The 19,143-nt window shown below is 43.9% G+C and carries 14 protein-coding genes; 5 read left to right on the plus strand and 9 right to left on the minus strand.

The genetic code is table 11. The annotated features are described in order from the left end of the window. Positions 1 to 48: 48 nt before the first annotated feature. Positions 49 to 2,082 (plus strand): prolyl oligopeptidase family serine peptidase, encoded by a 2,034-nt coding sequence (locus ACVBJC_RS18195; RefSeq protein WP_447162340.1) that lies wholly within the window; start codon positions 49 to 51, stop codon positions 2,080 to 2,082. A gap of 48 nt (positions 2,083 to 2,130) precedes the next feature. On the opposite strand, the gene cueR is transcribed toward ACVBJC_RS18195, so the two are convergent. Further along, complete coding sequence (gene cueR, locus ACVBJC_RS18200) at positions 2,131 to 2,511, minus strand: Cu(I)-responsive transcriptional regulator (RefSeq protein ID WP_447162341.1); 381 nt, start codon at positions 2,509 to 2,511, stop codon at positions 2,131 to 2,133. 102 nt (positions 2,512 to 2,613) lie between these two features. Between cueR and ACVBJC_RS18205 the strand changes: the two genes are divergently transcribed. The 3 genes from ACVBJC_RS18205 to ACVBJC_RS18215 all read left to right on the plus strand — a co-directional run bounded on the left by ACVBJC_RS18205 (position 2,614) and on the right by ACVBJC_RS18215 (position 8,836). After that, positions 2,614 to 4,869, plus strand: a complete 2,256-nt coding sequence (locus ACVBJC_RS18205; RefSeq protein WP_447162342.1) for a heavy metal translocating P-type ATPase — start codon at positions 2,614 to 2,616, stop codon at positions 4,867 to 4,869. 303 nt (positions 4,870 to 5,172) lie between these two features. Next, positions 5,173 to 6,765 (plus strand): ABC-F family ATPase, encoded by a 1,593-nt coding sequence (locus ACVBJC_RS18210; protein ID WP_447162343.1) that lies wholly within the window; start codon positions 5,173 to 5,175, stop codon positions 6,763 to 6,765. 1,108 nt (positions 6,766 to 7,873) lie between these two features. After that, entirely contained in the window at positions 7,874 to 8,836 is a 963-nt protein-coding gene (locus ACVBJC_RS18215; protein ID WP_447162344.1) for a universal stress protein, read from the plus strand. Positions 8,837 to 9,090: 254 nt separating this feature from the next. On the opposite strand, the gene ACVBJC_RS18220 is transcribed toward ACVBJC_RS18215, so the two are convergent. The 8 genes from ACVBJC_RS18220 to ACVBJC_RS18255 all read right to left on the minus strand — a co-directional run bounded on the left by ACVBJC_RS18220 (position 9,091) and on the right by ACVBJC_RS18255 (position 15,934). Then, a complete protein-coding gene (locus tag ACVBJC_RS18220) occupies positions 9,091 to 9,522 on the minus strand; it encodes a DUF2059 domain-containing protein (protein ID WP_447162345.1) in 432 nt (143 codons plus the stop codon). 394 nt (positions 9,523 to 9,916) lie between these two features. After that, a complete protein-coding gene (locus tag ACVBJC_RS18225; RefSeq protein ID WP_447162346.1) occupies positions 9,917 to 11,131 on the minus strand; it encodes a hypothetical protein in 1,215 nt (404 codons plus the stop codon). A 215-nt stretch (positions 11,132 to 11,346) separates the two neighbouring features. Next, on the minus strand, positions 11,347 to 12,708 hold the full coding sequence (locus tag ACVBJC_RS18230) for a leucyl aminopeptidase family protein (RefSeq protein ID WP_447162347.1): 1,362 nt from the start codon (positions 12,706 to 12,708) through the stop codon (positions 11,347 to 11,349). 117 nt (positions 12,709 to 12,825) lie between these two features. After that, the gene (locus ACVBJC_RS18235; protein ID WP_447162348.1) at positions 12,826 to 13,245 is read right to left on the minus strand and encodes a hypothetical protein; all 420 of its coding nucleotides are present in this window, start codon (positions 13,243 to 13,245) and stop codon (positions 12,826 to 12,828) included. Between the two features lie 101 nt (positions 13,246 to 13,346). Beyond that, positions 13,347 to 14,111 carry a ribonuclease H family protein gene (locus ACVBJC_RS18240; protein ID WP_447162349.1) on the minus strand — a complete coding sequence of 255 codons (765 nt, stop codon included), beginning with the start codon at positions 14,109 to 14,111 and terminating at the stop codon, positions 13,347 to 13,349. A gap of 71 nt (positions 14,112 to 14,182) precedes the next feature. After that, positions 14,183 to 14,749, minus strand: a complete 567-nt coding sequence (locus tag ACVBJC_RS18245; RefSeq protein WP_447162350.1) for a DUF1415 domain-containing protein — start codon at positions 14,747 to 14,749, stop codon at positions 14,183 to 14,185. 20 nt (positions 14,750 to 14,769) lie between these two features. Next, a complete protein-coding gene (locus ACVBJC_RS18250; protein WP_447162351.1) occupies positions 14,770 to 15,363 on the minus strand; it encodes a LysE family translocator in 594 nt (197 codons plus the stop codon). A 286-nt stretch (positions 15,364 to 15,649) separates the two neighbouring features. After that, positions 15,650 to 15,934 (minus strand): hypothetical protein, encoded by a 285-nt coding sequence (locus ACVBJC_RS18255; RefSeq protein WP_447162352.1) that lies wholly within the window; start codon positions 15,932 to 15,934, stop codon positions 15,650 to 15,652. Positions 15,935 to 16,149: 215 nt separating this feature from the next. Here ACVBJC_RS18255 and ACVBJC_RS18260 point away from each other — a divergent pair, with 215 nt between their 5' ends. Beyond that, positions 16,150 to 19,002 carry a collagenase gene (locus ACVBJC_RS18260; protein WP_447162353.1) on the plus strand — a complete coding sequence of 951 codons (2,853 nt, stop codon included), beginning with the start codon at positions 16,150 to 16,152 and terminating at the stop codon, positions 19,000 to 19,002. Positions 19,003 to 19,143: the final 141 nt, after the last annotated feature.

The following is a 19,143-nucleotide window of genomic DNA, read 5'->3' on the forward strand; positions in this document are numbered from 1 at the left end:
CCTCTCATCATTTGGCTATGTGTTAATAATTGGCTGCTAAGAGGCACAATGATAGCGTTTAAATTAGCGATACTCACCTTAGTCAGTTTTCTGCTACTAATGGGGTGTAATGAAGCGCCCAAGCAGGCTGATATTGCAGAAGTGCCAAGACAAGTTGAGGGTATTACCCTTGCCGACTTTGGGAGTTGGGAGTCTCCGGTTACACCGGAAGATGTCTATGATTTAGCCGATGACATTAGTGATGTTCGTGCCACGTCTCAAGGCATTTATTTTGTGCAGTCTAATGCCGATAATGCTGGCAAGAAGGGCGTTTATCGACTCGACCTTGATGGCTCTATCAATAAAGTGGTGTCGTCAAATTTCAATATTCGCAGCCGAGTGCATGAATATGGCGGCGCGCCTTTTGTGGCTATTGGTAATAGCCTATTTGCGACTAAATTTTCAGATCAAATCTTGTATCGAATAGCGCCGAATCAAGCGCCATTTGCATTAACACCTAATGGTACTCGTCACGCTGGTTGCATCTCTAACCCCAAAGCCTCTCGATTAATTTGTGTTCGTGAAGACCACCGTGGTCAAAATGGGCCGGTTAACAGTCTTGTGGGGATCAACTTGTCCTATGCCGATGAAGGTATGATCTTGAGCTCTGGCGCCGACTTTTATTCAAAGCCAGTTCTTTCACCGGATCAAACCCAGCTGGCTTGGGTGTCATGGAACCACCCTAATATGCCATGGGATAACACCGAGTTGTGGCTCGCGGATCTTGACTCAAAGGGCGTTATTGTTAATTCAAGGCAAATTGAGATGCCAAAAAAAGGCTCTATCTCTCAACCTTTGTTTAGCCCGACGGGCCAGCTTTACTTTGTTGCAGACTTTAATAACTGGTGGAATATCTATCGCTTAGATGCGCAACTTGAGCCTGAAATCGTGCTAGAAAAACAAGCTGAGTTTGCGGTTGCTGACTGGCAAATAGGGCAAAGTAGTTATGCGTTTGAAAACGAGCACAGCTTAATTGCCAGCTTTAGCCACGAAGGCTTGGCTCAGCTCATTCGTATCGATACCTTAAACGGTATTGTTGAGCCCATCGCGGTTGATTTTGCAGAAATATCCTACGTTACTCAGCATGAAAACCAAGTGCTATTTGTAGGGGGAAAAGAAACCCCTGAAAAGGGGATTTACAAGATCCAGGGCCGCGCGGCTGAGCTAGTGTATACACCGAGGCTAACCGTTATGGATCCTAACTATATTTCAAGAGCACAGAGCTTGAGCTTTACAACCGGTGATAATCAGACCGCCCATGGCTATCTGTATCTGCCTAAAAACCCCAACTTTCAAGGCCCCAAAGATCATGAACCGCCATTGGTCATGATGCTTCACCCTGGTCCTACAGCTAAAGCGAGCCGTGCATTTAGGCGAGATATTCAATATTGGACCAGCCGTGGCTTTGCGGTGTTTGATGTCAACTACCGAGGCAGCACGGGCTTTGGCCGAGATTACCGTAATAGCCTATATGGCAATTGGGGTAAATCTGATGTTAATGATGCCGTGAGAGCGGCAGGGTTTTTAGTTAATCGTGGCTCAGTTGATGGCCGGAAACTGGCCATTAGAGGTAACCGTGCTGGTGGCTTTACTGCGTTGTCAGCTGTGGCGTATTACAGCACCTTTGGTGCTGGCGTAAGTTACTCTGGGATCAGCGATATGGAAGAGTTTAAACGTCATGCGCATAAGTTTGAGTCTCGTTACCTAACTCGTTTGCTGGGCAATATGGATAACGTTAAACAGCGCTCAGCGATGTATAACCTTAAAGGGGTCAATGAGCCGTTACTGCTTATTCAGGGGGTGAATGACTCGCTTATTCCTGCAGAGCAGTCACAGATTATTTACCAAGCAGTGGAAAAGAAAGGGATCCCAGTTGCTTATCTTGAATTTAATGATGATGCGGCTAATAGAGTCTCGCCTCAAAGCAAGAAGCAAGCGTTAGAGGCTGAGTTATCATTTTATGGGCAGATATTTGGTTTTACCCCAGCGGGTAGCATCCCGCCTTTGCCCATTGATAATATCGACAATCTGCGACGAAGATAACGGGCGGCTTTGAAGGGGGAAACCTAATGAATGAGCCACTTTTGCGCTTTATCTAAGACCCTTTAATATGGCGCAGTTGGGCTGTTCTCCACCTTGGCAATCATGGATCAGCTGCGAGAGTTGCTCTCGTAAGATGTTGAGTTGGCTAATCCGTAACTCAATATCTTGCAAGTGATGTGAGGCAAGCTCTTTTACATCAGCCGCATTACGACTGGTGTTATTTTGCAGCTCAAGTAACGCTTTGCAATCTTCCAGTGCAAAGCCTAATGCTCGGCAGTGCTGGATAAATTGCAGCGCGTTAACGGCACTGTCGCTGTATTCTCGGTAGCCATTATCTCCCCTTTGACCCATGACTAAACCGATATCATGGTAGTAACGGATGCTCTTTACCGATAAACCTGTGAGTTTTGCTACTTCACCAATCTTCATTAATACTCAGCTCCTATAAGAAAATAAAAATTCGGTTTGACTCTCCCCTTATAGGAGACATTACGCTTAGTTTAATCAAGAAACAAATCGGGGAATATTCTCATGGCTAATATCAATCTGTACGTGCCTAAAATGAACTGCGCTAGTTGTGTCGCAAAGATTGAGTCCGCATTCGACAACGTTAATCAAGACCAGAGTGACGGCAATAACCATAGCTTATCGGCAAGGGTGAATTTAGCCGATAAATTAGTATTAGTGTCAGGTGAGATCTCAGCGAAACAAGCGATAGCAATCGTAAGCAGTGTGGGTTATGACAGTGAGCTTGTCATCGACGCCCAAAGCGGCGCTGCGCAAAAAGGTGAAGATGAGCGTAAAGAGTATCGCTTAAGAATGTTGCAAGCCGCCGTAGGTTTAGGGCTTGGTGTGCCATTAATGTTGTGGGGCTTACTCGGCGGCGAGATGATGGTCAACAGCGTTAATCAACAGTTAGCTTGGGGCATAGTGGGTATTATCACCTTGTTGGTGATGGCGCTAACAGGCAGGCATTTTTATCAAGGTATGTGGCGTGCCATTAAGGCTAAAAGCGCGAATATGGATACGCTTATCGCTTTAGGTACGAGCGCTGCTTGGATCTATTCGATGATGGTGGTAACTGCGCCGCAGTGGTTTCCTACCGATACCAGGCACGTTTATTTTGAAGCCAGTGTCATGATCTTAGGGTTAATTAATCTCGGTCACGCATTAGAGCTACGCGCTCGCGGTAAAACCAGCGAAGCGGTGCAGCGTTTATTAGGGCTACAGGCCACAACCGCAATACGAGTCAGTGACTCGGGTGATGAAGAGGTTGAAATTAATCAGCTAAACATAGGTGATCGTTTAAGACTGCGTCCGGGAGACCGAGTCGCACTCGATGGTGTAGTGATAAGCGGTGAGACATTTATTAATGAGTCGATGTTAACGGGTGAGCCAGTCCCTGTGCACAAGGCGCAGGCTGATACCATTAGTGCTGGGACGGTTAACGGTAACGGTAGCCTTATCTATCAGGTCACAGCTGTTGCTGAAGATACTAAGCTCTCAAAAATTATTGAATTAGTGCAGCAAGCGCAAGTATCTAAGATGCCCATTGGGCGCTTAACCGATAAAATATCAGCATACTTTGTGCCCGTGGTTGTCGTCATTGCGATAGCTAGCTCGGTTATCTGGTACCTAGTGGGCCCTGAGCCCGCGTTATCTCATGCGTTAGTTGTGTTAACCAGTGTATTGATTATTGCTTGCCCCTGTGCATTAGGCTTAGCCACACCGATGTCGATTATGGTCTCGGTAGGGCGCGCCGCGCAGATGGGCGTCTTAGTCAGAAATGGTGAAGCGTTGCAAACCGCCAGTAAGATCACAACAGTGGTGTTAGATAAAACAGGCACAGTGACTCAGGGCTCACCTGAGGTGACAGAGATGTTGCTATTGGATAACAGCGTCAATGAATTGAGCTTACTCGAACATGTGGCCAGCTTAGAGCAACATTCTGAGCACCCACTTGCCAGCGCGATAATTACCGAGGCAAAGCGGCAATCGATTACGCTCAATGAGCCAGACAGCTTTAGCAATGTGCAAGGAAAAGGGATTGTTGGGGTTGTTGCTGGGCGTCAATATGCCGTGGGTAATATGAGCCTAATGCAACAAGCAGGGTTAGATCCAGCTGACTTATCGGGCTATCAAAAACAGGTGTCAGAGCTTGCGAGTCAGGGGCAAACCCCCGTATTTGTAGCAATGGATAGTGTGCTGGTAGCCATAGTTTCAATCAGCGACCCGATAAAAGCCGATGCGGCGCAAGCGGTGACGGCAATGAAAAGGCAGGGGTTAAAGGTCGTGCTATTGACTGGGGATAACCCGCTAACAGCTCAAGCAGTTGCTGACAAAGTGGGTATTGATAGCGTATTTGCTCAGGTGCTTCCCGAGCAGAAACAGCAAAAGGTGCTCGAATTACAGCAAGCAGGTGAAGTAGTTGCTATGGTTGGTGATGGCATTAATGATGCGCCAGCGCTAATGAGCGCCGATGTCGGTATTGCAATGGGCAGTGGTACAGAAGTTGCCATCGAGAGTGCTGACTTTACGTTGTTATCAACACGACTCATGGTGATTAGTGACACTTTGGCACTGGCACGAGCAAGCATGACGAATATTAAGCAGAATTTGTTTGGCGCGTTTATTTATAACAGCTTAGGGATCCCCATTGCGGCAGGTGTGCTGTTCCCATTCACCGGGATTTTACTCAGCCCTGTGGTTGCTGGAGCTGCGATGGCATTATCGTCACTGACGGTGGTAACTAACGCTAATCGCTTACGCAAACAGAGATTAAAATGATGCCGTTGATAAAGTGTTGCTAAGCACTAATGATTAATGTGTTGTTGGCTTTCGCGACTGAGGTTTGCTCTATGTGTAAAGATAATAAGCAGATGCGTTTAAAAGTCGCTGCAACAGAGTATTGGTAGTTGATAAATTAGGCTAAAATGCTATAGTATCGCGCTTAATTTTACGGGTTCGATGCGCACTTGCGTCGGCCTTCGGCCAGTAGGTTGGATCTTGGAATTGCCATGATCTGGCATTACTGGCTTTTGTTTTATCTATGATGACGTTAATCATATAACCAAAAGCGGAATTGTCACTTTGATTACTACAGCTAATATCACCATGCAGTTCGGCGCTAAGCCGCTGTTTGAAAACATCTCAATTAAGTTTGGCGGCGGAAACAGATACGGTCTGATCGGCGCTAACGGTTGTGGTAAATCAACCTTTATGAAGATCCTTGCTGGCGATTTAGAGCCAACAGGTGGTAACGTTTCATTAGACGTGAACGAACGTTTAGGTAAGCTAAGCCAGAACCAATTTGGTTACGAAGAGTTCAACGTAGTTGATACCGTAATCATGGGCCACGCAGAGCTTTGGAAAGTGAAGCAAGAACGTGACCGTATTTACTCACTACCAGAAATGACTGAAGAAGACGGCATTAAAGTCGCTGATTTAGAAATGGAGTTCGCTGAGATGGACGGTTATACCGCTGAATCTCGTGCTGGCGAACTACTTATGGGCGTGGGTATTGGTGTTGAACAGCATTTCGGACTAATGAGCGAAATCGCACCAGGCTTTAAGCTACGTGTACTTTTGGCTCAGGCATTGTTCTCAGATCCAGATGTACTGCTACTTGACGAACCAACCAACAACTTGGACATCGACACCATTCGCTGGTTGCAAGAGATGCTAAACCAACGTAACAGCACCATGATTATCATCTCGCACGATAGATATTTCTTGAACTCTGTTTGTACTCACATGGCTGACTTAGATTACGGTGATATACGCGTATTCCCAGGCAACTACGATGAATACATGATGGCAGCGCAGCAGTCTCGCGAGCGTTTGATGTCTGATAATGCTAAGAAGAAAGCGCAAATCGCTGAGCTTCAAGGCTTCGTTGCACGTTTCTCTGCTAACGCATCTAAAGCAAAGCAAGCTACATCACGTGCCAAGCTTATCGATAAGATCAAGCTTGATGAAATTAAGGCATCTAGCCGTGTAAACCCATTTATTCGTTTCGAACAAGAGAAGAAGTTGTTCCGTAACGCTCTAATTGTTGAAGACTTAACGAAAGGCTTCGATCACCCGCTATTTAAAGATCTTAATATCATTGCAGAAGTGGGCGAGCGTATTGCGATCTTGGGCGACAACGGTGTAGGTAAAACAACACTGTTACGTACTCTTGTACACGATATCCCACAAGATTCAGGTACTATCCAATGGTCTGAAAACTCGGCGATTGGTTACTACGCACAGGATCACGAGTCAGATTTTGCTAACGACATGACCTTGTTTGACTGGATGAGCCAATGGCGCAAACCAGAAGATGACGACCAGTCAGTACGTGGCTACCTAGGCCGTATGCTGTTTGGTTCAGACGACATCAAGAAGTCTGTAAAAGTGCTGTCTGGTGGTGAGAAGGGCCGTATGTTGTTTGGTAAGCTCATTATGCAAAAGCCAAACATCTTGCTACTTGATGAACCAACTAACCACATGGATATGGAATCAATCGAGTCATTGAACAACGCACTAGAAATGTACGAAGGTACACTAATGTTCGTCAGCCATGACCGCGCGTTTGTATCGTCACTAGCGAACCGTATTATTGAAATTACACCAAATGGCGTGAATGATTTCAAAGGTACTTATGATGAGTTCCTAGCGAGCAAAGGTATCGAAGGTTAATTTTTTATAGACCTTGTCTCTTTATCCAATAGAGAGGCCAATTGAGCACCTTATCGATAGCGCTTGTTAATCGCGTTATAAAAAAGCCCGAGCAATCGGGCTTTTTTGTGTCTGAAACATGTGCTTAGCCTACGTTTTGTCACTGTGACTAGATGTCTAACTTAGATGCCTAATTTAGACATTTACCAAAATGGTTTCGCTAACACTTACAATGTAGCGTCGACATAACTCTATTTTAAAGCACTTATCTCACCACGGAGCGCTGTGCTTTCACGAAGAACACGAAGCTATAGCTAAAGATAAAGTTAACGATGAAGAGCTTAACTGACCTCGACTGTAGCTCTTCTTTGTGATCTCCGTGTCCCAATAACATCCGTGTTTAACGGCTCGTTCGCTATCCTAACTCTCGCTTATTAGCACATGGCTTCGCCATATTCGCCGTGGTGGATAGCTTTGGTCCAAAAATGAGTTTGTAACAACTGAGGCTGTGTGTGATCACCAAGCGATTATGTCGTACTTTAACTACCAACTGATTTTGTCGGTTTGCTAAATACCAAGGGAAAATGACGGATCTATTTTTATACATAACCGTTTAATCGTTTAATCGTTTAATCGTTTAATCGTTTAATCGTTTTAATTACTATTCAGGGGTTATTAAGGTTGATCAAGCCATTACTATAATTTCTTGTCGTTCCCATTACTAAATTAGCCTTCATCGACCAGCTGCTAACGATACAAATGAGGAATGGCTATGCGCAGTATCATCCTCTCCTCATACTCCTCAGCGTTGATTCATACAATTGACCTTTATTTGTAAATAGCAGCTCAATAACTCGGTCTTGCCGTAGCGATGTTATGAGTTTTCATCTTGTTTTCCTACCGAGCATCTATTCACACTTCATATTGGATAATTTTCCTGCGTAGAACAATACTTGAAAGAACCTGTTACGTTTAGCTGTGTTGTTGTCGCTATGGAATAAAGGATTCGAGATGTTTGGGCTGATAACACCGATGTTAAGTTTAGCGTCGGACGCCCAATTTATTGAAGCCAATTTCCTGGTAAAACTTAATGACAGCCCTCAGCGTGCACTACATCACGGAGGTAGAGATGAAAAGCTTCAAGAATATATTATTTGTTAGTCAAGGATTACCGAGTGACAGTGACTCAATAGGGCAAGCTCTACGATTATCTCAAGCCAATAATGCACAGTTGAAAGGCTTGATTGTTTGCCCGCCACTCTCATCTAACTCACTCAATACCAATCACAATCACAATATTAATCAATATCAAGAGACTTATGAAAATGCCCTGCGGCAAACCGTCAATCAACAAATAGATAAAAGCAGACTGCTAAATCACATTGCAGAGCCTGATACTCCCTTACCTTTAGAGGTATTTAGTGGCGAAAAACCTGCGGTAAACATTATTAAACATATCCTGAAGCATAAGTATGATCTGTTGATTAAAGATGCCGAACCTTTGTCTGAAACTGGTGAAGGATTCAAGGCTATCGATATGACATTATTGCGAAAATGCCCATGCCCTGTTTGGCTTAATCGTTCAGTCCATCAACCGCTGGATAAACGACAAGTTGCCGTTGCGATAGATCCGATTAGTACAAGTCTTGAAGAAAACGCACTTTCACTCAGAATGTTGCAGTTAGCACGAGATATTGCTAACCGATGTGATTATCGATTACATGTTTTGTCTTGTTGGGAGTATCAACTCGAAAGTTACCTGAGAAACAGTCTGTGGATTAAAATTGATCAGGACGAACTTAACGCAGAGCTTGAAGCCTCAAAGGTGCGTCATCGTGAAGCATTAGATAGCCTCATTGAGCAATCTGGTATTGGCGGTGACATTATCATTCACCATCTGCAAGGTGCTGCTGATGTTCAAATTCCCGAGTTTGTAAACCAAAAGGATGTGGATATCTTAGTGATGGGAACTTTGGCAAGGACTGGTATTCCAGGCTTTGTTATCGGTAATACTGCGGAAAATATTTTGCAATCGATTACGTGCTCGTTAGTGGCATTAAAGCCTGAAGGTTTTGAGTCTCCTATCAGTTAATCGTTAATATTTAACAATTACGGGTGTTCAAGCAATTACCGGATGTTTTCGCATCCGGTAATGCTAGTTCTAGTGCAAACTTTACAGCTCAGCTTTTTAGGCGTGATTTGTAGCTGACTTCTGCGTTGAATGCTTTCCTAAGGGCATAACCACTCCACCATTTAGGTTCTTTGACGTTGTTTGCCCAAAATACGCTGAAGTAGAACATTCTCTTATACAGACTGCTATAAGGACTACAGCGAGCTAAGTAGTGACTATTGCTTTAGCATTTGGTATTTGGTCATCACATCTTGTGCAACAGCTTGACCCCATTGTTGACCTGCCATCATCGACTCTTGCATGATCTGAGGTTGTACTTTTATTAGTTTCTTTCCTGCTGGTGTGTCATAGAAAGCGTTAAGGGCTTGAACTTCCTCTTCAGTAAGATACTTTTGGTAAATCGGCACCGTCATTTTAATCAAATCGTCTGGATTAAACTCTGCCATGTAGTCGCTCCAAAATGCTTCAGGCGCATCGGGAACTAAGTTTTTTAGTGCAGGTAGCATCTGGTTCATGGCTTGTATGCCTAGCTCTCCTGCTCCGGTTTTATGCATTAGCTGCTTAACACTTTCTGCAGAAGCGGGTTCTGCATAAGCCTGACTAGAAAAGGTGATGAAGGCGAGAAGAGGAAGTATTGCGAGTTTCATATTGAGCATCCTGCTGTCAATTGAGTGTAAAGCTGAGTCATTATTTCAGTTAGCTACATTGATTAAAACTGACCAAGGTAAGCCCTAGAATGCAGCCATAAGTTATCAGATTTATTGCTGTTTTATGTAAGATGACAGCATAGAGCAGAGCGCTTTGCTGTGAAAGCTAAATTTGTGGGGTAGGGGCTGTGTGAAGCGCGGCATGTTCTAAAGCGAGAACTTAAGCACAGCACTTATACATAGCACTCATACATAGCACTGAATCAAGCAAAGTGCGGTGGAGTAGTTTGAATATAATAATGGCTGTAAAGATCACGCAAGGCTGAAAGGTAATAAAACGCTTGTCCGCCTTGCGTGATAGCAACTTATAAAATACGTCGCCTAACCATCAATATTAGAAGTAGTAGCTAACACTGACGTTAAATAGTGAGTAGAAATCATCATCTTGATTTTCGATACCAAGACCTTGTTGACCGCCAATCCATACTGCATTCTTACCGTAGATATGATCGACAAAAATGTAGAAGTCAGATACTGCAATGCTCATACCAGTGGTATTGATCACTGAGTCATTTAGGCTAGCGTTAACATCAGTGTTTGGTGTCAAGTGGCTGTAATCGTTATAAAGCGTCACAGTGCCCCAGTCATAACCGATAGTCTTGGCAACGTTCGCAGCAAAGATTTGGCCTTTAGCTGCAACTTCATAAGCGCCGCCACCCATCTTCATTGCGTATAGACCATTCTTGTCTTCGTTATCGAATTGGTCATAGTCATAATCGACCATCTGTAGCTGTAGCTGGTAACCGCTGTACTGAGCATCTAAGTGGATAGCATAAGCTGTCGATGTACCGTGTCCGTCTTTACCTGTATTAACGTTATTGCGCATACCGTCATCATATAACTGACCATATTCTAAAGACGCACCAAGTTGTACAGTTAACTTATCAAAGTCTAAAACGTAGGACTGACGAATGTTGAATGTGTTGGTTTCTTCGTTGTTATAGGTATTGTCACCTACAGAACCTGTAAACCCATCAGCAGCGTAACCACGGGTATCTGATGACGAGTATTCACTGTTCTTGAAGAAGGCAACTTCAGATGTCCAGTTACCTGTGTTATAGATAGCTTTAGCACCTAAATCGTAGTCATCTTCAAAGCCCATGTAGTAGTTGATACTTTCCCACCAGTTGTGTGAGATGAAGCTCTTATTACCAAATGGCTTGCTGATAACACCGCCCTGGAACTGCCAATCTTCAACACCATTGTACGCAGCATAAGCGTATTTAATGAAATGGTTGCTTGAAGAGTTTTTGAAAACGTACTTAGCACTTGCTGTCCAGTTTTCACTAATCTGACTATCGATATCAAGTTCTAATGCATCAAATGCGAATGTGCCGCCATTTGATTTAGAGGCTTCATTGCCATCATCAACGAAGTACTTAACCTTAACTGCACCACCTAAATCAACAGAAGGTTTGAATTCATCTGCCATTACAACCGTAGGTGCGCCAAGTAACGCACCAATTAAAATAGATAACTTTAGCTTTTTCACTTTTTTATTCTCATGTTCATAATCCGACATTGGACTAGGAGCATGAATCATATCCATAATTTGACTTTAGATTGTGACTGAATACGCAATCACAGCACCTACAGAGTTTGATTGATTAATAATGTGATGTTGATAGGATTTTTGAGGGGAACTTTTTAACCTTGTTAATGTCGTATCGTGAACGAAATCCTCTATGCGATCGAGTATGAGGTGTAAGGTTTTAGATGTGGCCCGACATGCGGGCCTTTAATAGGTATGTTTGCTAAGGCTAATTAGGCTTTAAAGCGATTTTGCAGGTAATCAAATACCGCGCGAATACCAAAGGCTTCACCGCCAACAGGGCGACCCGGTAACTTACGTACGTTGTATGCCATTACGTCAAAGTGGCTCCAACTAATCCCTTTATCTACAAACTCTTCTAGATATAACGCGGCAGTAATTGCACCGCCAAATGGCGTTTTGGCGCAGTTAGCCAAGTCGGCAATATCACTACCGGTTAACTCTAAATAAGGTCTATGTAGCGGCATGCGCCATACAGGGTCGTCCACTTTAAGGCCAGATGCGGTAAAGCCTGCTGCCACGTCGTCATCATTACTGAAAAAGCCTGGGAGTTCGGTGCCTAATGCAATGCGCATTGCCCCTGTCAGCGTGGCAAAATCAATCACCAGTTCAGGCTTATCGTTATTCGCTTCGGCGAGTGCATCACACAGGACTAAGCGACCTTCGGCGTCGGTGTTGTCGATTTCAACAGTGATGCCTTTACGTGTGGTGATGACATCTCCTGGTCTAAAGGCGTTAGCCGATACCGCGTTTTCAACAGCGGGTACTAATACACGCAATCGAACGGGTAAGTTATGCGCCATAATCAGCTGCGCGAGACCAATTACGTGCGCTGCGCCGCCCATGTCTTTTTTCATAAGACGCATACCTGATCCCGGTTTAAGATCCAGCCCACCAGAGTCAAAACAGACCCCTTTACCAACAAGGGTTAATTTAGGTGCTGATTCATCACCCCAGGTCAGATCGATTAAGCGCGGTAGGTTTTCACTGGCGCGGCCAACCATATGAATGGTTGGGTAGTTTTGCTCAAGCAGTTCATCACCCACAATCTGGGTGATTTCAGCGCCAAACTCTTGTGCCATCACTATCATTGTTTCGGCAAGGTGTTGTGGCATCATATCAGCAGCTGGAGTGTTGACCAGATCGCGTACCAGTGACACTGAGCGGATAAACTTGTTGGCTTCATCAGCTTGTGCTTGCGTTGGTACGATAAGTACTGGTAGCTCTTTTGTATTTTTCTTATAACGATCAAATTGATATGCGCCAAGTCCCCAGCTAAATGCGGCGGTTTTTATCTGTGGCTCATTGGCATTTAGCTGGTATTGCCCTGCGGGAAGCTGGTTTACAAGCTCGCCGCATAGCCAGTACGAATCATCGCTATCGCTGACAAAAATAACCTGCTCTAGCTCGCCTTCAGTGCTGGGAAGTAAACTTACGCCTTTGCCGTTAAATTGAGTGCTGTTGAGCCAGTTTTGGATGCGCTGCGGTTGCGCTTGGCGCCAAGCGACAAATGTGTCGCTATTAAAAATAGATAAGGGGATGCCTGAAGCACCAGAGATAATAAGGTTGCTCATGTAAGGACTCTTCTTGTTATTAATGATGAGAATGACTTAAGGCTAAGAGTATCAGGCTATACACTTGGGAGAAAGGTGGGGCGAAAGGATTTACTGGCTCAGAACTTAATTGCAGAGTTATTTAATTTGCTCAGAACTTGATTGTAATCTTGCTTCATTAGCGACGCGTTTGATACTGGCCTTACGCTCTGACATATTATTAAAAGAGCTAGGCAATACGTCTACGCCGACAATCTTACCCAGTTTGACCACGATTGGGATCGTGATAGGTGCAAAGGGTAAAACGGCAAACACGCCTAGCCCAAGGCCTTTTAATAAATCGCCAAATTGCTTATTGGCTTCTAGCAGTTCTTCTTTTGATGCTTGTCTACGTGTATGGCGCTTATAGGTGACTAACATATCTTTAGTCTCCTGTTTTTCTTGAGCAAGCGCGTCTTGCAACACTAACATATCGCGTTTTAGGCGCAGCCAAACACGACGTCTTCCGATACGGATGACGCGAATAGGGGCTCTATGTATGTGGGCGTAGATTTTCATGCTGGCGATTGTGCCACAGCCGGCACTTTAAACCTAACTCGAAAGGAGAATAAACGGTAATAAAGTGTCAACTGGGCGGTAATGTAATCGTGGCGTTAGCCTTAGCCTGCTCTTAAGCTGAGGATTTCACTGAGGACTATCGGATCGGGGTAACGGCAGAATGCGGGATCTTTTTTATCAATGGCATAAATCGACATGCGGTCAGCCAGTTCATTACCTTCAATACCCACGTGAGCGGCCACATGTTGAATCGCCAACGTGTCCTTTAATGAATCGAAAAGTGCGTGGGACTGCTGAATAATATCTAAGTTTTTAATGTCACCCGCCGTTTTGCGCTTCCAGCCTTTGGTTTTCCAGCCGTAAGCCCAGTTGGTGATACAGTTTATCGAGTACTGAGAGTCACTCAAAATTTGCACCGTTAGCCCCTGCTTTAGTGCCTTTTCGGCAATCAATAGCGCCTGATGCAGGGCATTTAATTCAGCCGAATTATTAGTACCGTTGGCATTATAAAGTCCGTAATACAGCTCTGTGAGTTGGGCTTTATGATAAACCGCGACACCAGAACCCGCTTTGCCGGGATTAGGCTCACAGCCACCGTCGGTAAAAATAGACACATCGCAGCGACTTAAGTCGATATCAAGACTCGCTTTAGCGGCCGTTTTGGTCTTCGCTGCGCCTGATGTGGTTTTTTTCACGCCATTGCCATAACTCGGCGCTGTTGCAAAGGCAGCTTTCGCTTCGGCTTCACTAGGGAAGGACTTATATTTGGCTTGTGGGAATTTATCGACCAGCTTTTTAGTGTAATCCCAGCTAGTGAAAATGCCGGTTTCACGACCAGCCCATACCACGTAATACTTTTTAGCCATAAAGCTTATGTCCTAAATCTTGATAATTAATGATTTGGCTACAACCAACATGGCGTTGCCATTGAGTATGCTTATTGGCTTTTTTTACAGTGGGCTAATAAGTCTACAAAGAACTGAGTACCTTTACGCTCGGCAAAGGCAATGTTGCGCTCAGGAATGGTTTCTGGCTCATCATAAGTCGCTAGCGCTAATTCCATACTGGCTTCGCGAATAATGTGCAACGTCGGATAAGGCGCGCGATTGGTATAGTTTGCTGCAGAGTCTTGCGGTTCATCTTCAAAGCAATAATCGGGATGAAAACTCGCTAGCTGATATTCACCTTCATAACCTTGTTCGATTAACAGGTCATTGGCAATATCGACTAAATCCAAATAAAGGTAAAAGCCTTCAAAACCACGTGGGATGATAAACAGTGTGGTTTCAATATCAGTGTGTTCATCAAGATAAGCACACTCTGTAATAAGCGCTTGCAGCACATCTTGCATGCGAGACTCATCAATGACGGCATAGCGAATACTCGCGCGCTCGACTTCACGCCGGGCAAATGGGCAAATGTTATATTTCATAATCACTTGCTTTACCCAGTTTTCAGTTTCTGTTGCGTATGCTTGTAATTCGTTATCGATTATCTGAGTCATCAGATGCAGCCTTGAAGGAGTTATGGCGCGATCATAGGCAGGATCGATAGCACAAGCAAGAGTGCCATAGTGACATTAAATATTTTTTGCTGTCTTTGGTTCTTTAATAATCGTTTCAATGCGACACCAAAACCTAACCAGACAAATGCACTTGGTACAGCAATAAAAAAGAAGACTAACGCGATCGTGACGACTTGCGGTGCAAGTGCCTGGCTCATGGTGGTAAAAGTTGCAACAGCGCCTATTCCCATTATCCATGCCTTAGGGTTGACCCACTGAAAAGCGGCGGCCTGCATAAAAGACAGTGGGGCGGTCGTATCTTTGCCATTCATCTTGGCGCTGCTATTAGCAATCAACCAGGCTAGATAGAGCATATAAGCGATACCGATATACTTAATAATGCTATGTAAAACAGGGTAGTTTTGGAACACTGCACTGAGGCCTAAACCAATGGCCAACACCATTGCCGGAAAGCCAATACAAATACCAGATAAGTGAGGCAGGCTGCGCTTAACCCCAAAGTTAACACCTGAAGACATTAGCATGATGTTGTTTGGGCCTGGGGTGATCCCCGATGAAAAGGCAAATAGTGCAATGGTAAAAATGAGTTCCATAATATTAAACCTGAAAGGGCCCCGTAAACGAGTAACAGAGAACAAACTAAAGGAAAATGCATTCTAGCGTGATAGTCAGCCTGGAGGAAAATATTATCTAGCGGAGTTGTAATCAGGATGTTGTCACGAAAGGGTTATAAGTTATCTTTTTTTATTATATCGGTGTAATCAAAGTTTAATACTTGCATATTTAGTCGTTAAAAGCAGATTGTTAGGCTTAATCTTTAGGCGTTTTTTTTATTTGACTCATTTTTATATGGCTAATATCTGCAACATGAATTGGAAGTTAAGCGCTCTTTATCTCAGATTGAAAGGGGGAGTGTTCGATAACAAAGGAGCGTCTAATATCGCTGTTGTGTATTTTGTCTGCTGCTTCTAATTTGTTATTGAATGAAGACTTTATCGTTTTAAGATTAGCTTTTTTACGCTTATTCGATTGGCTTAATACTGACGGTTTAGTCTTTGCTGTTGGCTGTTTTTTATACCAATCCACGTACCTTCTAGACTCACCTACAGGCAATGTCATTGTTAATGGGGGAGTCACTTCTTTGACTCTTGAATGTTCATTCATCAAATAGCGCTCTATATGCATGCTCACCCATATTTATCACTTGATTATGGATATTGTATAAATTATAAATTAACCAATCTTTTTTAACAAAAGATTAACAATATAAGAATAATACAATCTCAATCGTGCAAGACCTTACCGAATACAGGTTAATAGATCACTTTGAAGCTTTAGGTGATTTTACGACAAAGTCGCGATAATAATTGGAGTCAAATATGTCAATAGAATCATCTAAAGTACAAGCTAACAAAGGTACTTTTAAAGTACATGCTTTAGCATTAGCTTGCACCGCTATACTCTTTCCTAGTGCTGCATTAGCATCTGGGGAAGTCGCGCCAACAGCGAAAGAAACCACCAAAGCGGCACACGGTAATGACTTAAAAAGTCGTTTTGAAAAGGGCGCGAATGTGCCTGGTAAGCAACAAAATGCTGAAAAGACCCAGCGTCAGAACATAGATAAAAATAAACAAAAGAAAGTTGAAGGCCCAATGGGGGCTGTAGGCCCTGCAGCTGAAGCAGAAGAGAACATGTGTAGTAGTGAGCTTGCCGATTTAAGTGGTCAAGCATTATTTGATTTTGTTCGACAAGCCGACATCTCTTGTATCTCAGAGCTTTATTCTAGAAATGATGCGGTATCGGTTGCGGCTTACCAAACTGCAAATGTAGTTTCTGTTGCGAACCAGGTAAAAAATATTGCCGCTACCTATGACAGCAGCAATGGCAATGAAATGCGTAACCTGTTCTATTTTTTACGCGGCGCCTTTTATATTGAGTTTTATAATGACGATTTAACCTACGGTGATACACAGGCGGCTGATGCAGTTTATGGAGCGTTAGTTGAGTATTCGAAAAACCCAAAATTGTTTGATTTAAGCTCGACTGCTGGTGACACCTTGATGGAGTTTTTCACTTCATGGGCGAGTGCTGATCGTGTTTTAGAAAGCGTGCCAGTGATCACCGATTACTTACAAAGGTTTAATGCAGACTTTTTGGCAAGCAATCGCCACCGTGCAGCAATGACCAGTGCCCTAACTACGCTTTATTACGGTAGCTGGGAAGAAGACTACAACAGTAAAGCCATGGAACATGGTGAGCTGATTGATGCGTTGCTGAATATCGCGACAGCCGATTACATTATAAACTCTAATTACCAATATGAATCAACGGACGCCTTTCATGAATTTGGTCGTTTCTATGAGTATCAAGCCTATTGGGATCTACCTCAAAGCTTAAAAACACGCCTTAATGACGGTGTGCAGCTTTACATGAGTAAATTTGAGCGCATGTCTGCACAGTGGGCTGACGCCGCGGGTTACCTTGATTATTACAATCCAGGTGACTGTGAGCAGTTTGGTATTTGTGGTTGGGAAGAGGAGCTTGAGCAAACGGCTCTACCTATAAACTACAACTGTAGTGACACTATCTATATTCGTGCGCAACAGTTAACCAATGATGAGCTTCAAGCATCATGTGATTTGATGGGCGGTGAAGAAACACTATTCCATAATGTACTCGCTACTGGCTACCAGCCTGTTGCTGATGACTTAAATGAGAGTCTTGAGGTCAATATTTTCGATAGTTATGATGATTATGCGCAGTATGCCAGCGTCATCTTTGGAATTAACACTAACAATGGTGGCATGTACTTAGAAGGTACGCCGTCGCAAGAGGGCAACCAGGCACGATTTATTGCTCATGAAGCAACTTGGACTGATGAGATCTTGGTGTGGAACCTCAAGCATGAGTATGTTCATTATTTAGATGGTCGTTTTAACCTTTATGGCGCATTTAACTACTTTGATATTGATACGGGTAAGTCAGTTTGGTGGACTGAAGGTTTAGCCGAGTATATTTCTAAGCAAAATCGTAACGATGGGGCTGTTGATATGGGGCGCTCACAGGCTTACAGCCTAAGTGAGATTTTGGCGAATACTTATAACAGTGGTTCGGACCGTGTTTACGGCTGGGGTTACTTAGCGGTTCGTTTCCTATTCGAAAACCACAGAAGTGATGTTGATGCCTTATTGGTGCTAGCGCGTGGCGGTGATGCCGATGGCTGGTTAACTTATATCGATAATACGATTGGCCAAAATTATAATAGTGAATGGAATACTTGGTTGGGATCAGTGACCAGTAATGATGATTCAATTGACACCGGTATTACTCCGCCAGTTGACTCTGATGGCGATGGCGTACCTGATAGTCAAGATGCGTTCCCGAACGATCCAACTGAAACGTCAGACACCGATGGTGACGGCGTAGGTGATAACGCTGATGTCTTCCCAACAGATCCTACTGAGTGGGCTGATTCTGACGGTGATGGAATTGGTGATAACGCTGATACTGATGGGCCAGTTGACCCAGTTGACCCAGTTGAGCATTGCGGCGCAGCCACTATTAGAGATGGCAAGCTAACTCAAGAAAATGTTGAGTGTGTTGAAGGCAGCGATATTAATTACTTCTACACCTATGTTGAAGAAGATAATACGCCGCTTTATATCACAACATCGGGTGGAGAAGGTGATGTTGATTTGTTCTTTAACCAAGATATTTGGGCTAAGCCATTAGACTTTGATGCGAGATCAGAAAATGATGGTAACGAAGAGTCGCTAAGCGTGATAGCTAACCGTGGTTGGGTATATATCAGCTTACTAGCGTACCAAGATTTTAATGGTGTAAGCCTTAAAGTTAGCCTTACAGAAGGCGGGGATACAGGAACCACTCCGGTAGCTGTTGCTGATGCTTGTGCAACACAATCTCCATACGGTTATGGCGGTGTCGAGTTTGGTGAAGCGATTTGTATCGAAGATGGTCACTCTAGCTACTACTTCTATGTGCCAGCAGGAACAGAAGAAGTGAGTGTTGCAAGTGGCCACGGTAGCGGCGATGTTAATCTTTATGGCAATAGCCAAACATGGGCAAACCCAAGCTCGTATGAAGTTAAGTCTGAAAACCAAGGTAATGGCGAAAGCTTGACGATTAGTGCTCCAGCAGAAGGTTGGTACTACATCAGCGCTGATGGTGCACCATCAAGCAGCGGTGCAAGCTTAGTGGTTAATATTAAGTAAGACGGGACAAGTTTCTTTCGCTCAGAAGCAAAACATTTGCTTAGTAAAAACCGACTCAAAGGAGTCTAATGCCGATCATTTAGCAGTTTATTGATCGGTTGACCGATCTTTATAAGATGGCAAAATCCGAGTGTTTTTAAA

The organism is Shewanella sp. 0m-6 (genome assembly GCF_052977325.1).

Bases quoted from the DNA above. Each gene is read 5' to 3' on its own strand.
- ACVBJC_RS18260 (WP_447162353.1), top strand. From the start codon at position 16,150: ATGTCAATAGAATCATCTAAAGTACAAGCTAACAAAGGTACTTTTAAA.
- ACVBJC_RS18245 (WP_447162350.1), bottom strand. From the start codon at position 14,749: ATGACTCAGATAATCGATAACGAATTACAAGCATACGCAACAGAAACT.
- ACVBJC_RS18215 (WP_447162344.1), top strand. From the start codon at position 7,874: ATGAAAAGCTTCAAGAATATATTATTTGTTAGTCAAGGATTACCGAGT.
- ACVBJC_RS18230 (WP_447162347.1), bottom strand. From the start codon at position 12,708: ATGAGCAACCTTATTATCTCTGGTGCTTCAGGCATCCCCTTATCTATT.
- cueR (WP_447162341.1), bottom strand. From the start codon at position 2,511: ATGAAGATTGGTGAAGTAGCAAAACTCACAGGTTTATCGGTAAAGAGC.
- ACVBJC_RS18225 (WP_447162346.1), bottom strand. From the start codon at position 11,131: ATGGATATGATTCATGCTCCTAGTCCAATGTCGGATTATGAACATGAG.
- ACVBJC_RS18220 (WP_447162345.1), bottom strand. From the start codon at position 9,522: ATGAAACTCGCAATACTTCCTCTTCTCGCCTTCATCACCTTTTCTAGT.
- ACVBJC_RS18205 (WP_447162342.1), top strand. From the start codon at position 2,614: ATGGCTAATATCAATCTGTACGTGCCTAAAATGAACTGCGCTAGTTGT.
- ACVBJC_RS18240 (WP_447162349.1), bottom strand. From the start codon at position 14,111: ATGGCTAAAAAGTATTACGTGGTATGGGCTGGTCGTGAAACCGGCATT.
- ACVBJC_RS18255 (WP_447162352.1), bottom strand. From the start codon at position 15,934: ATGAATGAACATTCAAGAGTCAAAGAAGTGACTCCCCCATTAACAATG.
- ACVBJC_RS18250 (WP_447162351.1), bottom strand. From the start codon at position 15,363: ATGGAACTCATTTTTACCATTGCACTATTTGCCTTTTCATCGGGGATC.
- ACVBJC_RS18235 (WP_447162348.1), bottom strand. From the start codon at position 13,245: ATGAAAATCTACGCCCACATACATAGAGCCCCTATTCGCGTCATCCGT.
- ACVBJC_RS18195 (WP_447162340.1), top strand. From the start codon at position 49: ATGATAGCGTTTAAATTAGCGATACTCACCTTAGTCAGTTTTCTGCTA.